General features: G+C 69.2%; 19 protein-coding genes. 7 read left to right on the plus strand and 12 right to left on the minus strand.

The window, feature by feature from the left end; genetic code table 11:
* Window positions 1-135: 135 nt before the first annotated feature.
* Window positions 136-2,883: an FG-GAP repeat domain-containing protein gene (locus tag ABIA32_RS19620; protein ID WP_370096873.1), complete on the plus strand. Its 2,748-nt coding sequence runs from the start codon at window positions 136-138 to the stop codon at window positions 2,881-2,883.
* Between the two features lie 102 nt (window positions 2,884-2,985).
* Here the strand turns inward: ABIA32_RS19620 and clpB are convergent, their stop codons facing one another.
* The 8 genes from clpB to ABIA32_RS19660 all read right to left on the minus strand — a co-directional run bounded on the left by clpB (window position 2,986) and on the right by ABIA32_RS19660 (window position 11,858).
* Window positions 2,986-5,580 (minus strand): ATP-dependent chaperone ClpB, encoded by a 2,595-nt coding sequence (gene clpB / locus ABIA32_RS19625; protein WP_370096875.1) that lies wholly within the window; start codon window positions 5,578-5,580, stop codon window positions 2,986-2,988.
* A 106-nt stretch (window positions 5,581-5,686) separates the two neighbouring features.
* Window positions 5,687-6,193: an LURP-one-related/scramblase family protein gene (locus ABIA32_RS19630; protein WP_370096877.1), complete on the minus strand. Its 507-nt coding sequence runs from the start codon at window positions 6,191-6,193 to the stop codon at window positions 5,687-5,689.
* Between the two features lie 163 nt (window positions 6,194-6,356).
* Window positions 6,357-7,064 (minus strand): hypothetical protein, encoded by a 708-nt coding sequence (locus ABIA32_RS19635; RefSeq protein WP_370096879.1) that lies wholly within the window; start codon window positions 7,062-7,064, stop codon window positions 6,357-6,359.
* A gap of 132 nt (window positions 7,065-7,196) precedes the next feature.
* Window positions 7,197-8,237: an inositol monophosphatase gene (locus ABIA32_RS19640; RefSeq protein ID WP_370096881.1), complete on the minus strand. Its 1,041-nt coding sequence runs from the start codon at window positions 8,235-8,237 to the stop codon at window positions 7,197-7,199.
* Window positions 8,149-9,177, minus strand: coding sequence for a hypothetical protein (locus tag ABIA32_RS19645; RefSeq protein ID WP_370096883.1), 1,029 nt, complete (start codon window positions 9,175-9,177; stop codon window positions 8,149-8,151). Before ABIA32_RS19645 ends, ABIA32_RS19640 begins: the two co-directional genes overlap by 89 nt.
* A 42-nt stretch (window positions 9,178-9,219) precedes the next feature.
* A complete protein-coding gene (locus ABIA32_RS19650) occupies window positions 9,220-10,011 on the minus strand; it encodes an endonuclease/exonuclease/phosphatase family protein (protein ID WP_370096885.1) in 792 nt (263 codons plus the stop codon).
* A gap of 136 nt (window positions 10,012-10,147) precedes the next feature.
* Complete coding sequence (locus ABIA32_RS19655) at window positions 10,148-10,861, minus strand: flavin reductase family protein (protein ID WP_370096887.1); 714 nt, start codon at window positions 10,859-10,861, stop codon at window positions 10,148-10,150.
* 4 nt (window positions 10,862-10,865) lie between these two features.
* On the minus strand, window positions 10,866-11,858 hold the full coding sequence (locus ABIA32_RS19660; RefSeq protein ID WP_370096889.1) for a DMT family transporter: 993 nt from the start codon (window positions 11,856-11,858) through the stop codon (window positions 10,866-10,868).
* 127 nt (window positions 11,859-11,985) lie between these two features.
* On the opposite strand from ABIA32_RS19660, the gene ABIA32_RS19665 reads away from it, so the two are divergent.
* From ABIA32_RS19665 to ABIA32_RS19675, 3 genes are all read left to right on the plus strand, one after another.
* Window positions 11,986-12,651: a phosphotransferase gene (locus ABIA32_RS19665; protein WP_370096891.1), complete on the plus strand. Its 666-nt coding sequence runs from the start codon at window positions 11,986-11,988 to the stop codon at window positions 12,649-12,651.
* A gap of 113 nt (window positions 12,652-12,764) precedes the next feature.
* Window positions 12,765-13,364, plus strand: a complete 600-nt coding sequence (locus ABIA32_RS19670; RefSeq protein ID WP_370096893.1) for a hypothetical protein — start codon at window positions 12,765-12,767, stop codon at window positions 13,362-13,364.
* Window positions 13,361-13,618 carry a hypothetical protein gene (locus tag ABIA32_RS19675; RefSeq protein WP_370096895.1) on the plus strand — a complete coding sequence of 86 codons (258 nt, stop codon included), beginning with the start codon at window positions 13,361-13,363 and terminating at the stop codon, window positions 13,616-13,618. Before ABIA32_RS19670 ends, ABIA32_RS19675 begins: the two co-directional genes overlap by 4 nt.
* 97 nt (window positions 13,619-13,715) lie before the next feature.
* Here ABIA32_RS19675 and ABIA32_RS19680 read toward each other — a convergent pair whose 3' ends face one another.
* On the minus strand, window positions 13,716-15,497 hold the full coding sequence (locus tag ABIA32_RS19680; protein ID WP_370096897.1) for a hypothetical protein: 1,782 nt from the start codon (window positions 15,495-15,497) through the stop codon (window positions 13,716-13,718).
* Window positions 15,498-15,671: 174 nt separating this feature from the next.
* On the opposite strand from ABIA32_RS19680, the gene ABIA32_RS19685 reads away from it, so the two are divergent.
* Window positions 15,672-15,809 carry a hypothetical protein gene (locus tag ABIA32_RS19685; RefSeq protein ID WP_370097015.1) on the plus strand — a complete coding sequence of 46 codons (138 nt, stop codon included), beginning with the start codon at window positions 15,672-15,674 and terminating at the stop codon, window positions 15,807-15,809.
* 344 nt (window positions 15,810-16,153) lie between these two features.
* On the opposite strand, the gene ABIA32_RS19690 is transcribed toward ABIA32_RS19685, so the two are convergent.
* Window positions 16,154-17,671, minus strand: a complete 1,518-nt coding sequence (locus ABIA32_RS19690; protein ID WP_370096899.1) for a hypothetical protein — start codon at window positions 17,669-17,671, stop codon at window positions 16,154-16,156.
* Here ABIA32_RS19690 and ABIA32_RS19695 point away from each other — a divergent pair.
* Window positions 17,661-18,197, plus strand: a complete 537-nt coding sequence (locus ABIA32_RS19695; protein WP_370096901.1) for a hypothetical protein — start codon at window positions 17,661-17,663, stop codon at window positions 18,195-18,197. The two genes, ABIA32_RS19690 and ABIA32_RS19695, sit on opposite strands and share 11 nt — an antisense overlap.
* Window positions 18,198-18,377: 180 nt before the next feature.
* Here ABIA32_RS19695 and ABIA32_RS19700 read toward each other — a convergent pair whose 3' ends face one another.
* Window positions 18,378-19,034, minus strand: a complete 657-nt coding sequence (locus ABIA32_RS19700) for a hypothetical protein (RefSeq protein WP_370097002.1) — start codon at window positions 19,032-19,034, stop codon at window positions 18,378-18,380.
* Between the two features lie 142 nt (window positions 19,035-19,176).
* On the opposite strand from ABIA32_RS19700, the gene ABIA32_RS19705 reads away from it, so the two are divergent.
* On the plus strand, window positions 19,177-20,994 hold the full coding sequence (locus ABIA32_RS19705) for an NHL domain-containing thioredoxin family protein (protein WP_370096903.1): 1,818 nt from the start codon (window positions 19,177-19,179) through the stop codon (window positions 20,992-20,994).
* A 51-nt stretch (window positions 20,995-21,045) separates the two neighbouring features.
* On the opposite strand, the gene ABIA32_RS19710 is transcribed toward ABIA32_RS19705, so the two are convergent.
* Entirely contained in the window at window positions 21,046-22,362 is a 1,317-nt protein-coding gene (locus ABIA32_RS19710; protein WP_370096905.1) for a M18 family aminopeptidase, read from the minus strand.
* Between the last annotated feature and the right edge of the window lie 150 nt (window positions 22,363-22,512).

The raw sequence follows: 22,512 nt of genomic DNA on the forward strand, positions 1-22,512 counted from the left end.
CGGTTTCTCAACCACGAGGCCGGATTGATGCCGCCACCCGCGCCCGTGGCGCCCACTAGGCTCCCGCTGCCCCGGCGATCACCGCCGGTGGGAAGGGGTGGGTTCCGGATGCTTACATCCAGGTGGCGGACTGCGTTGATCAGCGCAGTCGCGGCGATGACGGCAGTGTCGGTGGCGGGCACCGGCCCGTCGGCGGCGGCATCGGTAACACCGACGACGGCCCGCGACCTGCTGGACATCCCGCCGGTGGACGACGGTCCGATCACGCCGACGCGGGGTCTGCAGGACGGTGCCACCGGCGCGCTCTTCGTCGCAGACTCGCAGACGCCTGCGGTGTACTCCTGGCTCGACTACGCCTCAGGCGCAGTGACGCCGGTGAGTCTGCCCGGCACCGTCGACGGCACCGTCCACGCCGACGGCGACCAGATCGGGCTCTGGGACCGGACAGCGAGCGTGCTCAGGGTCGGCGACCCGCGTTCGGGGCCCTGGACCGCCTACCAGTTGCCGCCCAACACCGACCCGGTGGCCGTGCACGGGACCGAGGTGCTCGTCGGCGCGGCCAACCAGGTCTACGCACTGCTGTCGTACGACTCCGCCGGCACAGCCACCCCCGTGCCGCTGCGCGGCGTCCCCGGCAACGCGCAGTCCTTCTCGATCAGTGGCGCCCCCGCCGGTCTGGCCGTCGGGTTCCTCACCCCGGACGGGGTCACCCACTGGGGTGTGGCGGACTGGGCCACGGCCACGTACCACGAACTGACGTCGGCGCCCAACGACTACCCGAACGGCGTCTACATCACCGGCGACCACGTCGCTGTGTTCGAACTGGACCACTCGGTCAAGGGCGGCGGCGACAAGGCCCTGATCTACCCGGTGGACAAGGCACTGGCCGGGGTCCCGGTCACCCCTCAGCGCCCCAGCGCCGACCTGCCCTACATCGCCTCCGTCCAGGTCATCGGCAACCACCTGCTCTTTCCCGACTACAACCAACTGAAGGACCTGCCACTGACCGGCGGGGCCCCCACCGTGCTGGACGGCAACGCCGACCTGTGGCTGTTCGGCTCGGGAGAGAACCTCTTCATGGCCTCGTCGGCCCCCAATGACACCTGGCGGAACCAATACACCGTCAAGGAGTACACAGCGACCCCGGACGGGGGTCTGACCAGCCACGTCGTGTACGCGCCGGCGGTGCCGAAATCCCACGTCACCGCGCTCTGGATGCGGAACGGAGAGCTCAGCCTCTCCCGCCAGTGGGCATCGACGGCGGCCTTCTCGGTCACGCCCGGCTCGGACTACGTGTTCCCTCCGACGGGCAACCTCGCCCCCGGCTGGACCCTGCCCCCCGCGCGTTCGTCGCTCCCGGCGGGAACGCTCGTCCAGGTGGACGCCTGGGGCAAGCCGGTCCGCACCGTCAACACCGGGAGCGGATGCACCCCGAAGGACTTCCAGACCTCGCAGCACTGGATCTACTGGAACTGCGGGGCGGCCGCGCCGTCCGGCGTCTACGACCTCGACTCCGGCCGGAGCATCCCGCTGCCGTCCCGCGCGCCCTACCTGTCGCGGGTCGGCGACGGCTACCTGATCAACCAGGATCTGACCACAGGTCAGCTACTCCTGACCGACTTCCACAGCGGGACCGCCGCCGCGCCCGTGGCCATCGCCACGGCCACGCTGTACGACGGGACGCCCGACGTCAGTTGGACGGTCGACCCGCAATCCGGATACCTCGCCTACGAGGGGTCGGGGGACGACCGCGACGTCCACGTCATCGATCCCGGGGTGCCGCACTCGGCCGTGACCGCGAGCCTGTCGAGCCAGTACAGCGGCGGGTCGGGCCCGGTCCCCATGTCCGTGGCGGTCTCACAGCCCATCGACGCATGGCAGGCAAGCGTGGTCCGCCGGTCGACCGGGCAGACGGTCGCCAAGCTCAGCGGCGGAGCGGCGCACGCCTCCTTCACCGCCACCTGGAACGGCAGGCTCCCGAACGGGCAGTTCGCATTCAACGGCGACTACGTCTGGTCGGTGAGCGTACTGCCGCACGGCGGCTCCGCTTTCCATCCGACCGACACGACGACCGTGACGGTTCGGAACTCGGTCGTCGACCGCCATGTCTTCGGAGACGACGACCGCCCCGACCTGCTCGCCATGCGCACCGGCCGAGGCGGGTCGACGTGGTGGGACCGCTACAACGGCCGGCTCGTGCCCGAAAAAGCCGCCTTTTGCCGTATCCCGGGCTCGACCGCGGCCATCCTTCCCTACCGGACCCTCATCCCGATCGGCCACCAGGCCGCAGGCTGGGCGAACGATCTGCTGGCCGTCGACGCGGCGGGAAACCTCTGGTGGTACCCGGAGGTCAACGCGTCGCTCAGTTGCCCGGAGACGAGCTTCGCCTACAGCGTCGGATCCGGCTGGGGCGGCTTCACCAGCATCGTCTCGCCCGGTGATCTGAACGGCGACGGGCACGACGACCTGCTGGCCCGGGACCGCAACGGCGTGCTCTGGTTCTTCCCGGGCCTTGGCAAGGGCAAGTTCGGCCCCAAGGTTCGCCTCGGCGGCGGCTGGAACGGTTACACGCACCTGATCGGCGCCGGTGATCTCACCGGGGACGGGCACGGCAACCTGCTCGCCGTCGACGCCTCGGGCTCGATGTGGCGCTACGAGGCCAACGGCCACGGTGGGCTCGCTCCGCGCGCCTGGATCGGGCGCGGCTGGGGTGGCTACAACACCTTCGTCGGCATCGGCGACTTCAACCAGAACGGCACCTACGACCTGCTCGCCAGGGACCGCAACGGCGTGCTCTGGTTCCTCGACGGCACCGGTCACGGCAACTTCCGCGCACGCACGGAGGTCAGCGCCGGCTGGGGAGCGGACTGGGGTCTGTTCTGAGCCCGAGCCAGTTCTGAGCCCGAGCCAGTTCTGAGCCCGAGCCAGTTCTGAGCACCAGCGAAGGGGCCCGCACGTTCGCGTGCGGGCCCCCTCGCTCGCGGGTCAGTCCTTCCGGGTGACCGTGAGCTGGTCCGCGCCCTCGTCCGCGTCGACCTCGACGGTGTCGCCGTCGCGGACCGTGCCGGAGAGGATCGCGCGGGCCAGCTTGTCGCCGATGGCCGACTGGACCAGGCGGCGCAGCGGGCGGGCGCCGTAGGCGGGGTCGTAGCCGGTGATCGCCAGCCAGTCGCGGGCGGCCTCGGAGACCTCCAGGGTGATCCTGCGGTCCTCCAGCCTCCGTCCCAGCGTCGCGACCTGGAGGTCGACGATCCGGCTGAGCTCCGCGGTCGAGAGCGGGTCGAAGACGACGATGTCGTCCAGCCGGTTCAGGAACTCGGGCTTGAAGGCCATCCGGACCGTCTCCAGGACGCGGTCCTTCTTCACCGCGTCGTCCACCGTCGGGTCCACCAGGAACTGCGACCCCAGGTTCGACGTCAGGATCAGGATCGCGTTGCGGAAGTCCACCGTCCGGCCCTGGCCGTCCGTGAGTCGGCCGTCGTCCAGGACCTGGAGCAGCACGTCGAAGACCTCCGGGTGCGCCTTCTCGACCTCGTCGAGCAGCACCACCGCGTACGGACGCCGCCGCACCGCCTCGGTGAGCTGGCCGCCCTCCTCGTAGCCGACGTAGCCGGGCGGCGCGCCGACCAGGCGGGCGACACTGTGCTTCTCGCCGTACTCGCTCATGTCGATGCGAACCATGGCCCGCTCGTCGTCGAAGAGGAAGTCCGCCAGCGCCTTCGCCAGCTCGGTCTTCCCGACGCCGGTCGGGCCGAGGAACAGGAACGAACCGGTGGGCCGGTCCGGGTCCGCGATGCCGGACCTCGACCGTCGCACCGCGTCGGAGACCGCCTGCACGGCCGTGCTCTGGCCGACGAGCCGCCGCCCGAGCTCCTCCTCCATCCGCAACAGCTTCGCCGTCTCACCCTCCATCAGCCGCCCGGCCGGAATGCCCGTCCAGGACGCCACGACGTCGGCGACGTCGTCCGGGCCGACCTCCTCCTTGACCATGGACGACGTCGTGGACTCGGTGCGCGCCGCGTCCTGGGCCGAGGCCAACTCTTGCTCGGCGGCCGGGATGTCGGCATACATGAGCCGGGACGCGGTCGCGAAGTCGCCGTCGCGCTGGGCGCGTTCGGCCTGGCCGCGCAGGTCGTCCAGGCGTTCCTTGAGTTCGCCGACCTTGTTCAGGCTGCCCTTCTCCTGCTGCCAGCGGGCGGTCAGCGCGCCCAACTGCTCCTGCTTGTCCGCGAGATCGCGGCGCAGCCGCTCCAGCCGGTCCACCGACGCCGCGTCGGACTCCTTGGCCAGTGCCATCTCCTCCATCCGCAGCCGGTCGACGGCGCGCTGCAGCTCGTCGATCTCGACCGGGGAGGAGTCGATCTCCATCCGGAGCCTGGAGGCGGCCTCGTCGACCAGGTCGATGGCCTTGTCCGGCAGGAACCGGGAGGTGATGTAGCGGTTGGACAGTGTGGCCGCCGCGACCAGGGCGGCGTCCGCGATCTGCACCTTGTGGTGCGCCTCGTAGCGGCCCTTGAGCCCGCGCAGGATGGCGATGGTGTCCTCGACGCTCGGCTCGCCGACCAGCACCTGCTGGAACCGGCGCTCCAGCGCGGCGTCCTTCTCGATCCGCTCGCGGTACTCGTCCAGCGTGGTCGCGCCCACCATGCGCAGCTCGCCGCGGGCCAGCATCGGCTTGAGCATGTTGCCGGCGTCCATCGCGGAGTCGCCGCCCGCACCGGCGCCGACGAGCGTGTGCAGCTCGTCGATGAAGGTGATGACCTCGCCCTCGCTCTGCTTGATGTCCGCCAGGACGGCCTTCAGCCGCTCCTCGAACTCGCCCCGGTACTTCGCGCCCGCCACCATCGCGCTCAGGTCGAGCGAGACCAGCCGCTTGCCGCGCAGCGACTCCGGCACGTCGCCCGCGACGATGCGCTGGGCCAGGCCCTCGACGACGGCGGTCTTGCCGACGCCGGGCTCGCCGATCAGCACCGGGTTGTTCTTCGTCCGGCGGGACAGCACCTGGACGACGCGACGGATCTCCTGGTCCCGCCCGATGACCGGGTCCAGCTTGCCGTCGCGGGCAGCCTGGGTGAGGTCGGCGCCGTACTTCTCCAGCGCCTTGTAGGTGGACTCCGGGTCGGCGGAGGTGACCCGGCTGCTGCCGCGGACCTCCTTGAAGGCCTCCAGCAGCGCCTTCGCCGTGGCGCCCTCGGCCTTCAGCGCGTCGGCGGCCGCGCCGCCCTCGGCGGCGAGGCCCACCATCAGGTGTTCGGTCGAGACGAACTGGTCGTCCAGCTCGGCCGCGCGGGCGGCCGCCTCGTTCAGCACCGCGACGGTCTGCCGGGCGAGCTGCGGCGCGGCGACCGTCGACCCCTGTGCGCTGGGCAGCGCCTGGGCGAGCCGCTCGGCCGCGCCGCGCAGCCGCGACGGGTCGGCGCCGACCGCCTCCAGCAGTGGCCGGGCGATGCCCTCGGGTTGCTCGAGCAGCGCGAGCAGGATGTGCACCGGGGTGACATCCGGGTTGCCCGCGCTCGAAGCCTGCCGAATCGCCGCGGACAGGGCCTCCTGGGCCTTGGTGGTGAGCTTGCTGGCGTCCACGTCTGCTCGGTCCTCCTCCGGTGGCTGCACCGCGTCTACTGCTGAGCTTGCTCACTCAAGCATGACATAAGTTGAGTCTATTCCACTCAATCTCCTGAGCGGCTGCTCAGGCGTCGCGGTGGTGCTCCTCGGCGTTCAGGTGGTCGACGCAGACAGCGATCGCGATCAGCAGCGGGACGTCCTGACCGTCCTCGATGTCGATGGCGTAGGTGTCGCGGATCGAGAACCACTTGCGGCTGACCCTCGCGATCCGGCGGCCGTCGCGCTCCATCTCGAACTCGTGGTCGGTGAAGTGCCCGGCGACCTCGATCTCGCCGCCGCCGACGGAGTCCTCCAGCTCGGCGAGGTACTTGTCGCGGAAGACGGTCATCAGCTTCTTCTTGACCGAGGCGATCCTGTCGTCGTCGCGCTCGATCACCATGGTGTCGCGGACGGAGATCATCTTCTTCTTGATCACCGCAGCGATCTCACCGGTGGCGTGGTCCTTGAGCTCGAAGGTCTCGCGCACCCGCAGTGCCTTGCCGTCGACCAGGAAGGCCTTCTCCCCGTGCTCGGTCGTGACCCAGTGATCGTCACCGATCCCGAAGACCCGCTCCCGCATCAGATACTTCATCGCACTGCCTCTCCGCACTTCATGGATGTCACCGTATGGACGTCGCCGTCGGCCTGACCGTCGGCACCACCGCCCATGCTCGCATCCGAAAGGGCGTCAGCCCACGCTCGCCGAGCCAGAGTCAGAGCCCGGGGGCAGGACCCGAGGACGTGGGGTCTCGCAGCTACCCGAAGGCCGGTAGGGCCGAGACGGTACGCAGATGATGGAGAAGGGCGTCCGGCGACAAGCGGACGAAGGGCGTGTCCGTTCCCTTCTCGGTCTCCACCTCGGCGAACACCTCCACGGCCGCAGGAAGATGAGGGCCCTCCAACACGAGGCTTATCGCGGCTTGGGCGGGATCCGGCCTGACCCGGTGCAGGACGGTGCTCGACATCGTGTAACGGGTGCCTTGGGTGAGGTGTGCGTCGAAGACGCATTTCAGGGTGCGGCGGCCGAGCGGGACAAGCGAGTAGGACGACTGATCGTCGGCGGATCGGTATCTATAGCCGAAGAAGCTCTGACCCTGCTCGCTCACCTGGAATTCCTGGTGCCGATAGCCGCCGGCCAGTATGGCCGCAGTGAAATCCCACCGATGATTGTGGATATTCTCCGCGTCTGCAGCCGACGCGGCGTCATCAGTTCTCCAGGCATGCAGCCTGAGCCGGAATTCCGGGGCGGTGAGCAGCACGATCTTCGCAAATCCGTTCGGATGCCAGAGTGATCGAGCGAGAACCTCGCCGAAGAAGTCCTCCCTCCCGATGACTTCTCCGACAAGTGCGCGAAAGACCGGAGGGTGGAGCACCGAGGAGAGAGCCCTGGACAGCGCATCACTCCTGCCATTCGCGTGCTCCATGGCGAATTGCGTAAGACGCTTCTCAAGCTCTCCGATCACCGTGATCCCCCTCCATGAGATCTGCGTGCAGGGGCCGTGAGCTCAACGGGCCGCCCTGTCCCGATTCCCGCCTCCACAGGATGCCGGATGCGGAAGCACCAGGACGAGAGCGCCGAAGCCGGATGGCCACATTCAGCCGCCTTCGATGAAATCCCCGATGCGCAGCCTTCCCAACTGCCGCTCCAGACGCGCGGCGGCCGGAACCACCCGCGCGAGTTCGGCGACCACCCGAGCGGAGCCCGCCACCAGACACTGCTCGTCCCCCGGCCCGTGCAGGCCCGAGGCGAACGGAACACCCGAGAAGTCCTGGATCCGCAACCCAGCCTCGGTCGCGATGAGAGCGCCGGCGTGGAGGTCGATCTCTCCGATTCGGTACCCGACGATGCCGTCGATGTCGCCGCGGGCCAGCATGGTCCAACAGGTCAGCGGTGCCCACAGGTCCAGCACGCGATGGGCGACGTGGGACAGGACCATGCGCAGCGCCTGAGCCTTTGCGTCGTCTCTGGCGACGCTGTACCCCTGGATCCAGGCCAGCAGCGGCCTGGGCCGCGCCTGCGTCTGCGGGGTGTGGAACAGCCGCCCGCCGGCGTCCCAGGCGCCCTGCCGATGGATGGCGGACCACGTCCTGCGCGAGACGGGGTCGTGAACCACGCTCATGACGGGGACTCCGTCGCGGCAGAGCGCGATGCCGATCGCGAGCACCGGCAGGCCGATCACCACGTTGTTCGTGCCGTCCACGGGATCGATCAGCCAGGTCCAGCGCGCCTCGGCCTCGGCGCCGACGGCCTCCCCCATTTCCTCGGAGATGATGCGATGACCGGGGAAGGCCTGCTGGATCGCTCCGACGATCAGCTTCTCCGACGTGAAGTCGAGTTCCGTCACGACGTCGCCGGACTCACCCTTGGCCTGAATGTCGAGACTCTGGAAGAGCCTGGCCCGCACCAGGGATCCTGCTGCCTCGGCAGCTTCGACGGCGACTGCACGCGCATGCGAAAGATCGCAGTCCACGAGACGGGTCACCCCTTCTGTCGGTCGCACATTGCGCATGCGTTCTGCCTCTCCTGGCGCACGGGAACCAGCCGCTTCATTCCGGCTCGCCGAATTCCGGGTCACCGTAAGGGTTCTTCGCATGGACAGCTTTTTCGATGATCTGCTCCAGATCATCTTCTCCATACTCCTCGGGCAGGTCTATCTGCAGACCGACGAAGAGCGCGCGCACCTCGGAACAGGTCGGCCTCCCACTGAGGTGAAACCGCAGGGCCGATTCCAGTGGTACCCGGCGGGCCTGGGTGAAACTGGTGCGCAGCTCCGTGGCGTAGCCATCATAGAGCGGGCTCTCGTCGGAAATCATCACGGCCGGACCGTCATCCTGGGTAATGATGATCTGATTGGCCGACAGGTCGAACCGGAAAGTCGACACGGTCGACGTCAGACCGACCCCGATATCCAGAATTTGCGACAACCCCTGCTGATGCCAGCAGGCCGCCAGAATGGTCGCGAACGACTCCTTTCTCGTCCGGTCCGTCGTCCAGAACTCCCCGGTCCCGTCCGGGCCTGAGGCGACCGAGGTCCGGTACCGCGCGTACTGCTCGCAGAGCGCCTCGTTGGTGGGATCCAGGATCTCCAGGCGCATCGTCAACGCCCGTCGTTCACGCCGCGCGATCTCCGCGCACACCGGCAGCGTGACCGCTCGGGTGTACGTACCCGTTCCCCCCTTGAACATCCACCGATCCGTGTGCTTGCGCGCAGCTCTGAACGCCCAGTCGATGTCCGCGCCCTTGAGCGTCCGGATACTCGCCAAGCCCTGGACGGTGACGTGCATGCTCCGCGTCGACTGCTCCAGCCGGCTGATCAGGGCCAGCTTTCCCTGGAGGTCGTTGATGAGGGAGAGGGTGGCCGCCAGCGTCCCACGCAGATTCTGGTCCGTCGCGTCCTCGTTCCACCTGTCGCGCAGCAGCGCGAAGGACAGCACCGCGATGACGACGAGGATCGAGTTCTCGACGAGATGAGCGGAGACGAGGTCGAGCAGGCTCAGCACGCTCACGGCGATGCCGAGGACCAATGGCACGATCGCATCGACGTTCTCAGCGAACCGAACCATCCAGCGTTTCATCGATCCCCCTCACGGCCTCGTCGGCCTTGCCGACGGGCCTGATCAGCCAGGCGGCTCGGGCAGCGCGAAGACCGCCTGGCAGTAGTGATGGTCGGCTTGGGTCGGCACCACGGAGGTCTCCAGCAAACTGAGCTGCGCGGCCGTGTAGACGATGTAGTCCTGCTGGACGCCCTTGGGCGTACTCGGCGTATGGCTGAAGGCGTTCCCGAAGACGCGGCCCTCGAAGATGCTCCCGAGAACGCTTTCGATGGGCTCGTGATTGAGGTCGATGGTCGCGATCGTCGGTCCGGCGCCGGCGAGGGTCAGCAGGTCGTCCGCGAAATCCCGCCAGAGCGAGGAGAATCGCGGCTCCGTGGCCCGCGCTCCGAAGTAGTGGAACGGAAAGAGGTGCGCGTTGACGATCCGGACCGGGACCCCGTGGAACTCGACTTCGGCGACCAGATAGCCCTTGTCGAACATGTCCCAGCGCTCTCCGGTCGGCCCCGGCCAACTCAGGCCCGGATTGTGGAACATGACCGTCCGCGCCGCAGACAGCCCGCTGCGCGAGAGAATGGCGAGGCTGAGGTCCGCGTCCGGATCCAGGTGCGACCCGCTGATCCGCGCCGTCTGCTGTGCGTCGGCCCCGAGGGCCTTGGCAATCTCGGCCGCCTGTCCGGTCCGGCCATCGCGGAACTCGTGGGACTCCTGCAAGCAGAGCACATCCGGACTGCGCTCAAGCAGTTGCTGGACGTGGTAGTCCAACTGCGCCGTTCCGGACCGCTGATGGGAATCGCCCAGAATCCCCCCGCCGATATTCCAGGTGCCGACCGAGACCGAACGCGAATTGGCGGCCACTGAGCCTCCTCCCGCATGCCCGCGCCCGGGCCGCTCCCTCAGGGTAGAGTCCGCCCTTCTTGATCGTGAGCGATTCCGATGGCTCGGTGGTCGTCGCCGATCCCCAACTCTTGTTCCAGGTTCGGATACGTCCGCTTCATCGCGCTGCTGCTCGGTTCTCCGTCAGGCTCGACGCCGGTGTCACCGTCGGTACTCGGCTGCGATAGAGGTCTTCGTCGATCGTGGCGAGGGTGGACGGCCGCAGCTGCGCGCCGAGGCCGTAGTACTTCTGGAAGCTCATGATCATCGGACGCCAGCGGTCAGGGTCGATCCGGTTCGGGTGACCCGGCATCCGGATCGCGTCGGCGACGTGGACGCGGACGACCTCCACCTCGACCGTCCAGATCCGACCGCGCTGGTCGGGGTCGTCCTCGGCGAGGGAGTGGAAGGCCGCGACCACGGCCTCCAGTTGCACCGGGCACTCGGCGGCGCGCGGCGCGTCGACGCTGCGCCCCGGCAGCAGCGTCAGCCGGGCGGCGCCGAACTTGTCCGGCTCGTAGCGGTAGCCCTTGCTGCGCTTGCCCTCGGGCACCGGGTCCGCGCCGGTCGTCAGCGCGAGCCGGTCGACGGCGTCGGCCTGGTCGGCGGCGGGCAGGTTCAGCACGCACGCGCGCTCACGGCGCAGGTTGGCCAACGTGTGCGAGGAACCGCCCAGGCCGATCAGGCCGCGTCGGCCGAGCCAGAAGGCGGAGGAGATGGGCGCGAGGTTGGGCGTGCCGTCCGCGTTGCGGGTGCCGACGAGCACGACGGGCGTGCCGAAGTAGAGGATCGCCGGGTCGATCTCGGCGTGGTTGCTGCGATCACTGTCCATGCCGTCAAGGCTGAACGATCAAGTCCTCGTCCGTCCGGCGGGAATCGGACACGGCATCCCCGGTCGGCTCCGCGTCGGGAGCCGGCGCGGACGAGGGCGCGGACGAGGGCGCGGCGCGCCGCCCCCACGCCGTTCCGGCCAGCACCAGCACCGCGCCCACCACACCGGCCACGCCGAGGTGGTCACCGCCCAGACTCACCCCGACCACGGCCGCCCAGAGCGGCTCCGTCCCCAGCAGCAGCGCGACGCGCGACGGCGACGTGCGGCGCACCGCCCACATCTGTACGGCGAAGGCGAACAGCGTGCAGAAGACCGAGAGGAACACCAGCCGCAGCCACTGCCCGCCACCGAAGCCGGCCGCCAACGCCCACGGGGCAGGACCCGTACCCGGCAGCAGACAGACCAGCCCGAACGCCACCACCGCGCCGCTGAGCTGAACAGTCGTCAGCGGCAGCGCGGCCGCGTCGCGGACGGAGCGCAGCCGCGAGCTCGCCAGCACGCTCACGGTGCGCACCAGCGCGGCGAGCAGCATCAGCCCGTCACCGGGCGAGGGCGAGGTGAATCCCGCCCCCTGGGTCAGCAGCGCCACGCCGACGACGGACAGCCCCGCCGCCGCGAGGAACCCCCGCGACAGCCGCACGCGGGCGACCAGGCTCTCGGCTGCGGGCGTGAAGATCATCGTGAGGCTGATGATGAGCCCGGCGTTGGTCGCCGAGGTGTGCACGACGCCGTATGTCTCCAACAGCAGGACCAGCCCGAGGATCCCGCCGAGCAGCAGCCCACCGCGCACCTGCTCCCGCGTCAACGCCCGCAGCCCGCGAAAGCCGAAGACGAACAGCACCGGCAGCACGACCGCGAACCGCAGCACCAGCACCGGCAGCACGGTCTGCGCGGTGGCCAGCTCCTTGGCGACGAGATAGCTCCCGCCCCACACGACGGCGACCCCCAGCAGCGGCACATCCACCCACCAGGCCCCGCGCCCCGCTCTGCCCGCCATGACTCCCCCTCGCCCCGGCCCGCTCATCCGCCATACCCGTCACACCGGGGGCGGCGAGCCTAGCGAGCCACCCGCCCCGGCGGCCCCCGCGTCCAGGTCGCGGACGCGGCCCGCTAGCTTCGCTGGAATGAGAATCGGGGAGTTGGTGGGCGCAGGCCGGACGGCGGACGTCTTCGCGCTGGACGAGGGGCGGGTGCTGCGTCGCTATCGAGACGGAAGTGACGCCACCCACGAAATCGCCGTGATGACCTACCTCGCCGAGCACGGGTATCCGGTGGCCGCCGCCTCGCCGGGTACGGACACCAGTGAGCTGGTGATGCAGCGGCTGCCCGGAGCGACGATGCGGGAAGCCCTGGCCGACGGCACGATCACAGCCGAGCGCGCGGGCGAGACGCTGGCGGACCTGCTCCGGCGTCTGCATGCGATACCGGCACGGCTCTCCACCGACCCGGAGCACCGGATCCTGCACCTGGACCTCCACCCCGAGAACGTCATGCTGACCCCGGGAGGCCCGATTGTCATCGACTGGGCCACCTCGACCGAGGGTCAGCCCGGACTGGACGTGGCGATGGCCGCCCTGATCCTGGCGCAGGTCTCGGTCTCCATGCCCGCCGTCGCCACCATGGCCCGCGCCGTTCTCGCTCCGATGCTCCGGCTTCTCGGCGGCGTCGAGCCGCGTCAGCTCGAAGAGGCGAGGAGACGGCGCGCGGCCAACCCGACGCTCAGCGAGGAGGAGATCGGTCTGCTCGGCGAAGCGGTAGCCCTGATCGACGCGCTGGCCTCCGGCTCCTGACGTGCGCGCGGGCAGCCCACTCTCGTGGGCTTCCGAAGGTTTCCGCCGCGTTGCCCATCGCGTGCTCGAGGCCGAGCCGCTCGAAGCCAGCGTCATCGAAGGCCCAGGAAACCATGGCCTCCACCGCCCGCGGGCAGACACCACTCCCCCGGCCCCGGAGCGGTCCAGGAGGCAAACCGAGCCGTGCCGTCCGCGAGATTCAACACCCTCAAAGCGGCACGGCCCAACAGGACGACACTTTCGGCATCGACGACCGCGCCCTCGTGCTGCTCGGCAAACGCGGCCGGCTCAACACCGACAGGAATGAGCGCGACAGTCCGCACTGGGCGAGTAACCTCTTCGAGGACGAGAGGAGTGGCGCGGTGAGTCAGCCGGTGCACGACGGGTCCGAGCTCATCCCCCGACCCGAGAAGACCCCCGCCGCGCTGAAGGCCGCGCTCGCGGTCGTCGCTGCCGACCGCCTTCCCGAGATGCTTGAGGGGCAGACCAGGGCGATGGCGGAGGCCATCAAGTCAGGCGGCATCAGCCCCCTCCAGGCGTTCATCGCCCACTGGGCTGCTGTGGTCGAGATCGAACGCCGGCCGGACACCTCGGAGGCCTACCACCGTTCGAACTATCTTGCGAACCATAGCGAGACCATCGACGAGTGCCGGCAGCACGCCACCATCGTCGCCGAGCTCTACCGCTCCGCCTTCGCAGCGGTGAACGGGTGAGCTGGAGCTGGGAGTACCTCCCCAGCGAGGAGTACGTCACCAAGGGCGCGCCGACTGATTTCCTCGCGGCCGTCTCAGTGAAGGCTGACGAGCTCGTCCGGGCAGCAGAAGCTCAGTACCTGGACGGCACCACATACGAGGGAGCCGGTGAGGCGATGCGATACCTCGACGTGGCGGGTGGGTCCTTTGCCTACTACGTCGTTCCTCGCCTCGAACTCGTGGTGGTCTGCCAGGTGACATCGCCCTTGATGTGACGCATCACGGACACGTCACAGCCGGGTTGCATCCCCTTCCTCGGATCACGACACTGAACTTAGAGCGACGTCGTCTCCGGCCCGGGCCCCGTACCTCTCACTTCCCCTCCAGGCTGAGCAGTCGACGCGCAGCGCGCCGCATGCGTTCGTCCCTGTGTGGCAGTTCCACCGGACCGCCCGTACTCGTCACCCGCCGACGATTGAATGCGATCTCCGCCATTTCGGAGCGCAGTTGCTCTGGAAGCCGGCCGATGTCCGCCAGGGTGCTGAGAGCCTGGATTGCCGTCAAGGTCGGCTCGTTGGAACGGCGACTGGCCGTCAATCGAGTCAGGGCCGGGAGCACGGCCTCAGCATCTCCAGCGATCCGCCAGTAGGCCTCCGCGGCGGCAGCGCCAGTCAGATCAGATCGCTCCAGGAGCTTCCGGAGGTCGCCGAGGAGTGGCGTTCCCAAGGGTCCGAGGCGACCGACATGGCGCAGAAGTCCGTCTTTGAGGCTTGCCTGGCGCAGGAGTGGTGTGATCAAGGCCAGTGCCGGCTCCGCATCACCGGTAAGGACCGCCAGGGCGACGGCGGAACTCGTGCTGCGCCAGACGTCGTCCTCGGCCGCTCCGGACGCGAGCAGGTCGAAGATCTCGACGTCGACCTCGCCTCGGGGAAGCAGCCCAGCGGCCAGCATCCCGGCGGCCACGCCCTGACAGCTGGGGGTTCGGAGCAGTTCCTTGATCTCGGCTGCCATCCCGGATGCGTCTCCGGGACGTAGGGCCGCCGTCAAAAGAGCGCCAACCCTGCCCAGTTTGAACGCTCGGGCAAGTGCGGCGTCCATGTGGGGACGTGCCGCCTCACGATGGTGGACAAGCAGGATCGCCAGTGCCCAGCTGGACGCGTCGTACCGTTCTTCAAGAATGGTCAGATCGCCCATGCCCGCCAGGGCACGTATGGCCGCGTCCGCCATGCGCGAATCCGAATGCGTGGCCTCGCGGAGGAGGAGCTGCCGCACCTCTTCACTCTGCGGACCCGCGTAGGGCATCCAGAACGCGGCATCGCTGATTCTGCTGCTGACGCTCAAGGCAGTGACCTGCTTTGGGAAGGCCTCCAGCAGCAACGCGACCACCCGCCCTTCGACGCCGCGCCACGCGTGCACCAAGTCCCTGGCGAGCCAGGACCCCCGGCCTCCTGCGTCTCCTGCGGCCACCCACTGCTGCGCAACCCGCAGCGCTCCTTCGGGATCAGCGAGCAGAAGCTCGGTGAGCCTCTCCTCCGGCGCGTTGGGAAAGGGCAATGCCGGAGAGGCTGCCGAGGCGGATCCGTCCCGGGCGATGACTGACAGAGCAACCGGAGGGTACGGGGCCGCTGATGTCCCGAGGTCGAGCAGGGCGGCCGCCAGCCGGATCTCCGGCCACTCGCTTCGCAGTGCCTCGACCCGCCGACTCGCTTCGCGGCTGTCACCTGGGAGCAGGAGCGCGAGCGCGGTCAGCGCATCGGCCCTGACCCGCGGAACCGCATCGCTCTCGTAGGTCAGCTCCAGCGCCTCGACGATCCAGGCAGGGGCGGGGCCAACCGCCGAGGCGGCGAGCCGAACCGCGGCACAGCGCACTTCGGTGTCGGCATCAGCCAGACACCTGCCTAGAAGTTCTGGCAGCTCGGCCTCAACAGCCCGCCGCGCCGCGACCTGATCCTGATCAGCCCCGCGTGAAGCCTCGTCCGCGAGCATGACCAGGAAGAACAGGGCATGGTCCCTCTTGCCCTCAAGGTTGACCGCGGCATGCGCCAGAAACGGCACGGCGACAGCTGTCGCCGAGTAAAGGGACCCCTGATGGAAGATGCAGCCCGCCAGCTCCTCGAACACCGCATCGAAGTCGTCCTCTTCGGCGGTGTACAAGGCGCCAAGAAGATCTGGGACTTCGTCCGCTGGACCGTACGCATGCTCCAAAGCGGACCAGTCGACTGCGTCGAGCTCCTCAGGTGGCCTCATGACCGCGGACCCTAGCGTCAGGGGCCGACACAAGACCACGTTCCGGAATGCGTCCACAGCCCGATGCGGTTGGATGCAGGTATGGCATCACGTGCACGCGTTCGCGCCCCCGAGCTGGTCGGCAAGGGCGGCTGGCTCAACACCGGCGGCAAGGACCTCGCCCTGGCGGACCTGCGAGGAAAGATCGTCGTCCTCGACTTCTGGTTGTCCTGCCACTGAACTCGGACCCTACAACGAGTTACTACTGCTCCGACATGCAGCTTCTTCGGAGTCCACAGTCCGATGCGATTGGATGCGCGCGGTGTGCCCAGATGAAGCTTGTGCTGTGCGCTGTCCTGCTTCAACCTGCGTGTCGTGCCGCCGCTTCCGCCGTGCTGGACCGCTGAACAACGGCATCACCCGGCATGCCTGATCCCCCACCGTCGCTGCCACGTCACGGCTTGGGGGGCAAGATAGCCGCCCCTGCATGGGACGGGACGGGCCCGCCCTGGCGGCTGTGCGCCGCCCGAGCGGGCCCTTGAGCATGAGCTTCCGGACTTCCGGACTTCCGGACGTTCGGCTGGTCAGCGGACGGACACGTAGGTGCCGGGTCCGAAGGCGTCGATGTACCAGTGGTTCGGCGTGAACCAGGCCACCTCCCAGGTCCCACCGCGAGTGGCGCGGCCGGACAGGCGGTAGTGACCGTACCCGTCGGTGACCGTGGAGCTGACGACACTCCAGGTCTTGCTGCCGTAGGGGCGGAAGAACAGGTAAACGCGGGTGTGCTTGATCGGTGCCCACGGGCCGTAACCCTGGTAGTAAAGGCCACCGCTGAAGCTCAGCGAGCTGTACCGGTGCACCGTCGTGCTGCTCGGCTTACCGCCGGTGATTGCCGTCTTGTTCGCGAAGGTGTGGACGACGTTGCTGACGGAGGCCGCGTAGCCCGGGGCCGCTGGGCTGTAGAGCTCCCAGAAGCCGTGTGGATTGTCGACCCATGCCGTGATCTGCTGACCGAACGTGTCGCGGCTGACCGGGATGTAGCCGAGGTTGCGCCAGCTGGTGCGGCCGTTCGGGGACTCCAGGACGTAGACACGGCCGTTCGGGATCTTGTGGTTGGTACTCGCCACGTTCTCGAAGAAGGTGAGCTCCGAGTACTGGTTGATGCTCGCACTGTAGAGGGTGAGGGAGACCTGCTGGGTCACCGAGGTGATGCTGAACGTGGCCGACGAGGGCTTGATGAGTGCCAGGCCGGGAGTCCTGACCGTCAGCGTGGTGACCGCGGCAGGTGCGGCAAGGACGAAAGCGAACCTGCCGTTTGCGTCGGTGCCCGCCCACCCGTAGTCGCTGGAGCCGACGTACAGCTCCGCGGAGGAGTTCCCCAGCGGCTGCCACACACCGTTGACGTCCTGGTACTCCATCTTGCCGCTGACGGTCATCTGCCGACCGGCGACGACCGCAGCCGAGGTGCGGTCCAGGGTGATGCGGGTGGGCGCGGAGGCGTAGACGTCGATCGTCCTGCGCAGCAGCTCCGTGTTGTCCGAGACCGACATGGCCTGCAGCCACATCGAGACACTCGGCTGGGTAACGTCGACGTTGACCGTGACGGCGAAGCTGCCGTCGACCGCCGAGGGATAGGTGTCGGCGGTGTAGAGCCCCCCGTTGAGCCGCAGGTCGAGCCCCTGCCCGGCGTACGGCGTGGTGGTGTCGCCTGACGCTGGGTCATAGGTGGTGACCTTGCCGCTCGCGGTCACCGACGTGTGGGCCACGTCCAGGTGGTCGGGCGACAGGGCGAGGTTGTGGTACGACGGCTGGAGCTGGTAGTCGAGCCAGTCCGACGCCGCGACGGACGGGCTCTTGTCGCCCGCGGCGTCCACCACGTCGGCCGCGTAGCGGTAACCGGTGCGCGCGAGACCGAGAGACCCGGTCGTCTCCCACACACCGTTGTCGGGCTGCCCCTGGACCAGGGTGAAGCTGCTCCCGCTGATGACGGTCGCGGTTGCGCCGCTCTGCGGCGTCAAGGTCACCTCGACATCGGCGATGCCGGAGCCGCCGTGCGCGGTGACCTCGATGGCGGTGCCGTGCGCGGTCCGCATGTTGGTCACGGAGTCGACGACCGGCTGGGTGGCGCCGGCACTGGGCGAGGCGCTGACGCTCGGCGTCCCGGTGTCGGTCGGCGAAGCAGAGCCGGCCGGACTGGGGGAGTCGGTCGGAGTCGGCGTCGCCGACGGCGAGGCGGAGTCCGTGGCTGTCGAAGAGGACGAGTCGCTCGGCGACGAGCTGTCCGACGGAGTACTCGACGCGGACGGGTTGCCGGTCGAGGTCACACTCGCCGTCGGATCAGGCGTGACATCGGCATTGGCCGACACCGCCGGCAAGGCAAGGCAGGCTGAGAGCAGCGCAGCGGCTGCGACAGCAGGGACGGTGGAGCGGAGTCTCACCTGTACGGCCCCCGGGATGAGAAGGAAACTCAGGCACTTCACAGAAGTTGAGTGTGTGCGGAACGCTAGCCCGATCCGCCGGGTCGCCCGGCGTCAGCCGCCCCATTTGCTGTGGTTACAGGCGGCAAGGGGTGACCGAATCGTTGTCATCCGCACCGGCCAGCGATCGCTGCGCCCCACCCGGATCTGACGACGGGTCGGACTCAGGCGCGGGTCGCTGTGTTCCGTCGCGTGATCAAGGTCCAGCCGCTGGAGCCCGCAGGTGTCGAAAGCCCAGGCGACCCTGGCCTCAACGGTCCGCGGACAGATGGGAGTCTTGGCGTGAACCAGAACGAGGCGCTCCGAGTCGCAATCGCCCTCAGTCCAAGCCCTACACGCGGACCTGATGCTCCACGCGGTGCCGGATGTACTCGTCGGGGTGGGCTCGGGCAATGGCCACGGCCACGTCAACGAGGCTGTGCAACTCCTGCGGGTACGCCGTCTGCCGGAGAGGTAGCCCAGGGAGGATGCAGCGACGCACGTCTACGTGGTCGTTGTTCACGAACTCACGCAGTGCCGCGTCGTGCCATTCGCGCACCACAGCGGACGCTTCATCGGGCTCGACCTCGCGCGTGTCCGCTGACTGCTGGGCCGCCACCTGGGGAAGGCGCAAGGGCAGTGCCGACCGGTACCAGGATCGAGCCGCTCCAGCCCGCTCCGGATCGGTTCCTGCCCTGAGGTAATCGAGCAGCGCCGAACGGACGCGCCGACGTCCGAACGCGTTCAGAGCTGGCTCGACGAACTGTCGGTTGAAACTTGGATCCGGGTCAGAGACCGCCGCCTTCATGAGCGCCTCGAACGAAGCGGCGGGAAGAATCACGCCTCGACGGCAAGCGTCGCGCAGCGCCGCCCGCGCACGATGGTCCCAGCTGCGTTGGTCACCAGGCTCCGCCTCAGCAGCAACGTCGAGCCCAATCGTCCGAACCACGTCCTCCAGGGCGCTCAGAAAGCACTGCCTCCCAGTCTCGGTACGCCCGGGCAGCGCCATGAACACCCGCGGAGCGTTCCCATCCTCTGCCGCACGCCTTGCGCTCTCGTCCACCGTCGACCGTCCCTCCCCCTAGCCGGAGCCTGCACGGCAGGGTAGTGCGCCGGAATGCGTCCACAGCCCGATGCGGTTGGATGCAGGTATGGCATCACGTGCACGCGTTCGCGCCCCCGAGCTGGTCGGCAAGGGCGGCTGGCTCAACACCGGCGGCAAGGACCTCGCCCTGGCGGACCTGCGAGGAAAGATCGTCGTCCTCGACTTCTGGACCTTCTGCTGCATCAACTGTCTCCACGTCCTCGACGAGCTCAGGGAGCTCGAGGAGGCGCATCGGGACACGTTGGTGATCATCGGGGTGCACTCCCCCAAGTTCGTGCACGAGGCCGAGCACCAGGCCGTCGTCGATGCCGTCGCGCGGTACGAGGTGGAACACCCCGTGCTGGACGATCCGGAGCTGGCGACGTGGAAGCAGTACGCCGTGCGGGCGTGGCCGACACTCGTCGTGATCGATCCCGAGGGGTACGTCGTCGCGCAGCACGCCGGGGAGGGCCACGCTCACGCGATCGCCACGCTCGTCGCCGAGCTGGAGGCGGAGCACGAGGCGAAGGGGACGCTGCGGCGGGGGGACGGGCCGTATGTCGCGCCGGAGGCGGTGCCCGGGGCGTTGAAGTTTCCCGGGAAGGCGATCGTGCTGCCCGGGGGTGGGTATCTGGTCGCGGATTCCGGCCATCACTCGCTCGTCGAGCTCGCCGCCGACGGGGAGACCGTCGTGGGCAGGATCGGCAGTGGGGAGCGCGGGTTCGCCGACGGGAAGGCGGACGAGGCGCGGTTCAGTGAGCCGCAGGGGCTCGCGCTGCTCCAGGACGGCGACACGGTGATCGTCGCCGATACCGTGAACCACGCGCTGCGCGGGGTCTCGCTCGCCACCGGCGAGGTGGTGACCCTGGCCGGAACCGGGCGGCAGTGGTGGCAGAACTCCGCCACCAGCGGGCCCGCCCGTGAGGTGGACCTGTCCTCGCCCTGGGACGTGGCCTGGTTCGACGGCGCGGTGTGGATCGCGATGGCGGGCACGCACCAGCTGTGGACCTACGACCCGGCCGCGCAGACCGTCCAGGTCGCCGCAGGGACGACGAACGAGGGCCTGGTCGACGGGCCGCCGCTGGAGGCGTGGTTCGCGCAGCCTTCGGGGCTGGCCGCGGCCGCCGACGGAAGCAGGCTCTGGATCGCCGACTCGGAAACCTCCGCGCTGCGCTGGGTGGAGGCCGGGACGCACGAGATCCGCACCGCTGTCGGCACCGGCCTCTTCGACTTCGGTCACCGTGACGGCGCCGCCGGGCAGGCGCTGTTGCAGCACCCGCTCGGGGTGACCGTGCTGCCGGACGGCTCCGTCGCCGTGGCGGACACCTACAATCACGCGCTGCGCCGCTTCGACCCCGCCACCGACGAGATCACCACCCTCGCGACCGATCTGCGCGAGCCCTCCGGCGCGGTCGTGGTCGGCGAGGACATCGTCGTCGTCGAGTCCGCCCGCCACCGGCTGACGCGGATGCGGCTGCCGGAGGCGGCGGTGCGGGTCGAGGCCGCCGCGCACCGGACGCAGCGGCCGGCCACCGAGGTGGCGCCCGGCGCGCTGACGCTGGACGTCGTCTTCACCCCTCCCGCCGGGCAGAAGCTGGACGAGACCTACGGCCCGGCGACCCGACTCCTCATCAGCTCCACCCCGCCCGAGCTGATCCTCGCCGGCGCCGGCCCGGACACCGCGCTCACCCGCGAGCTCACGCTCAACCCGGAGTTGACCGAGGGCGTGCTGCACGTCTCCGCGATGGCCGCCTCCTGCGACGCCGACCCGGCGATCGAGTTCCCGACCTGCCATGTGCACCAGCAGGACTGGGGCGTGCCGGTCACGATCACGGCGAGCGGGACGGGACGGCTGGCGCTGGTGCTCGCGGGGATGGATCAGTAGCGGCTCACGGAGCGAGGCCAGTGGCCAGAGGTCGTAGGCCGCGGCTCCGGCTCAGCTTTCCAGGAACGCCTTGAGCGCGCTCGCGAGCAGGAACGGGTCGTCCGCGCCGCACAGCTCGCGCGCCGAGTGCATGGACAGCGCCGCGATGCCGCAGTCCACCGTCGCGATCCCGAGTCGCGCCGCCGTAATCGGGCCGATGGTCGTGCCGCAGGGGACGGAGTTGTTGGAGACGAAGGTCTGCCACGGCACGCCGGCCCGCTCACAGGCTGCGGCGAAGACCGCGCGGCCGACCGCGTTCGTGGCGTAGCGATTGTTGACGTTGACCTTGAGGATCGGGCCGCCGTTCGGCATCGGGTGGTGGCCGGGCTCGTGGCGCTCGCTGTAGTTGGGGTGGACGGCGTGGCCCATGTCCGAGGAGAGGCAGATGGTGCCGGCCAGCGCGCGGGCGCGGTCCTCGAGGGTGCCGCCGCGGGCGAAGACCGAGCGGTCCAGCACGTTGCCCAGCAGCGGGCCCTGCGCGCCGGTGTCGGACTCGCTGCCGTTCTCCTCGTGGTCGAAGGCGGCCAGCACCGGGATGCTCGTCAGCCCACCGTCCGCGACGGCCGCCGCCAGCGCGGCGGTGCCGGCGTGAACGGACAGCAGGTTGTCCAGGCGCGGCGCGGCCAGCAGCTCGCGGTCGCGGCCGAGGTAGGAGGGGGGCTGGACGTCGTGGACCATGAGGTCCCAGCCCGCCACCTCCTCGGCCTTCAGACCGGCCGACGCGGCGACGTAGGCGATCAGCGAGCCCTCGTCGACCTTGCCCAGGCCCCAGATCGGCGTGACGTGGCGCTGCCGGTCCAGGGTCAGCGCGTCGTTGACGCTGCGGTCCAGGTGGATCGCGAGCTGCGGCACGCGCAGCAGCGGCTCGTCGAGCTGGACCAGGACAGTGCTGCCGTCGCGCAGCGCGAGGCGGCCGGAGAGGCCGAGGTCGCGGTCGAGCCAGGTGTTGAGCGGCACTCCGCCGTAGATCTCGACGGCGACCTGGCGCCAGCCGGCCGAGCCGGTGTCCGGGATCGGCTTGACCCGGAGGTTGGGCGAGTCCGTGTGGGCGCCGACGATGCGGAACGGGGTCTCCGGCGTCGCGCCCTCGGGGACGTACCAGGCCACCAGCGCACCGCCGCGGATCAGGTACCGGCCGCCGGGCGTGCCCTCCCACGCGGCGGTCTCCTCGACCTGCCGGAAGCCCGCCTTCTCCAGCCGTGCAGCCGCGCTCGCCACCGCGTGGAAGGGCGAGGGGCTGGACTGCAGGTAGGTGATGAGGTCATCGGTGTGGCTGCGGTCGAAGGCGGGGACGGCGGCGGAGGAGCCGGCTGCGGTCGCGGGGGTCAAGACTGCTCCAGAAGTACTGTGAGGGTGTCAGGTGCCGGTTGAGAGCCTGACTCTCCGGACGAGGATATGCCCGAGCCCGGGCCGGGCGTGGCGACGCGAACGAGGTGACGCGGAAGGCCCGGACCCCGCCGGGGTCCGGGCCTTCGTGCT

This window comes from Streptacidiphilus sp. MAP12-20 (genome assembly GCF_041262525.1).
In the GTDB taxonomy this organism is placed as follows: domain Bacteria; phylum Actinomycetota; class Actinomycetes; order Streptomycetales; family Streptomycetaceae; genus Streptacidiphilus.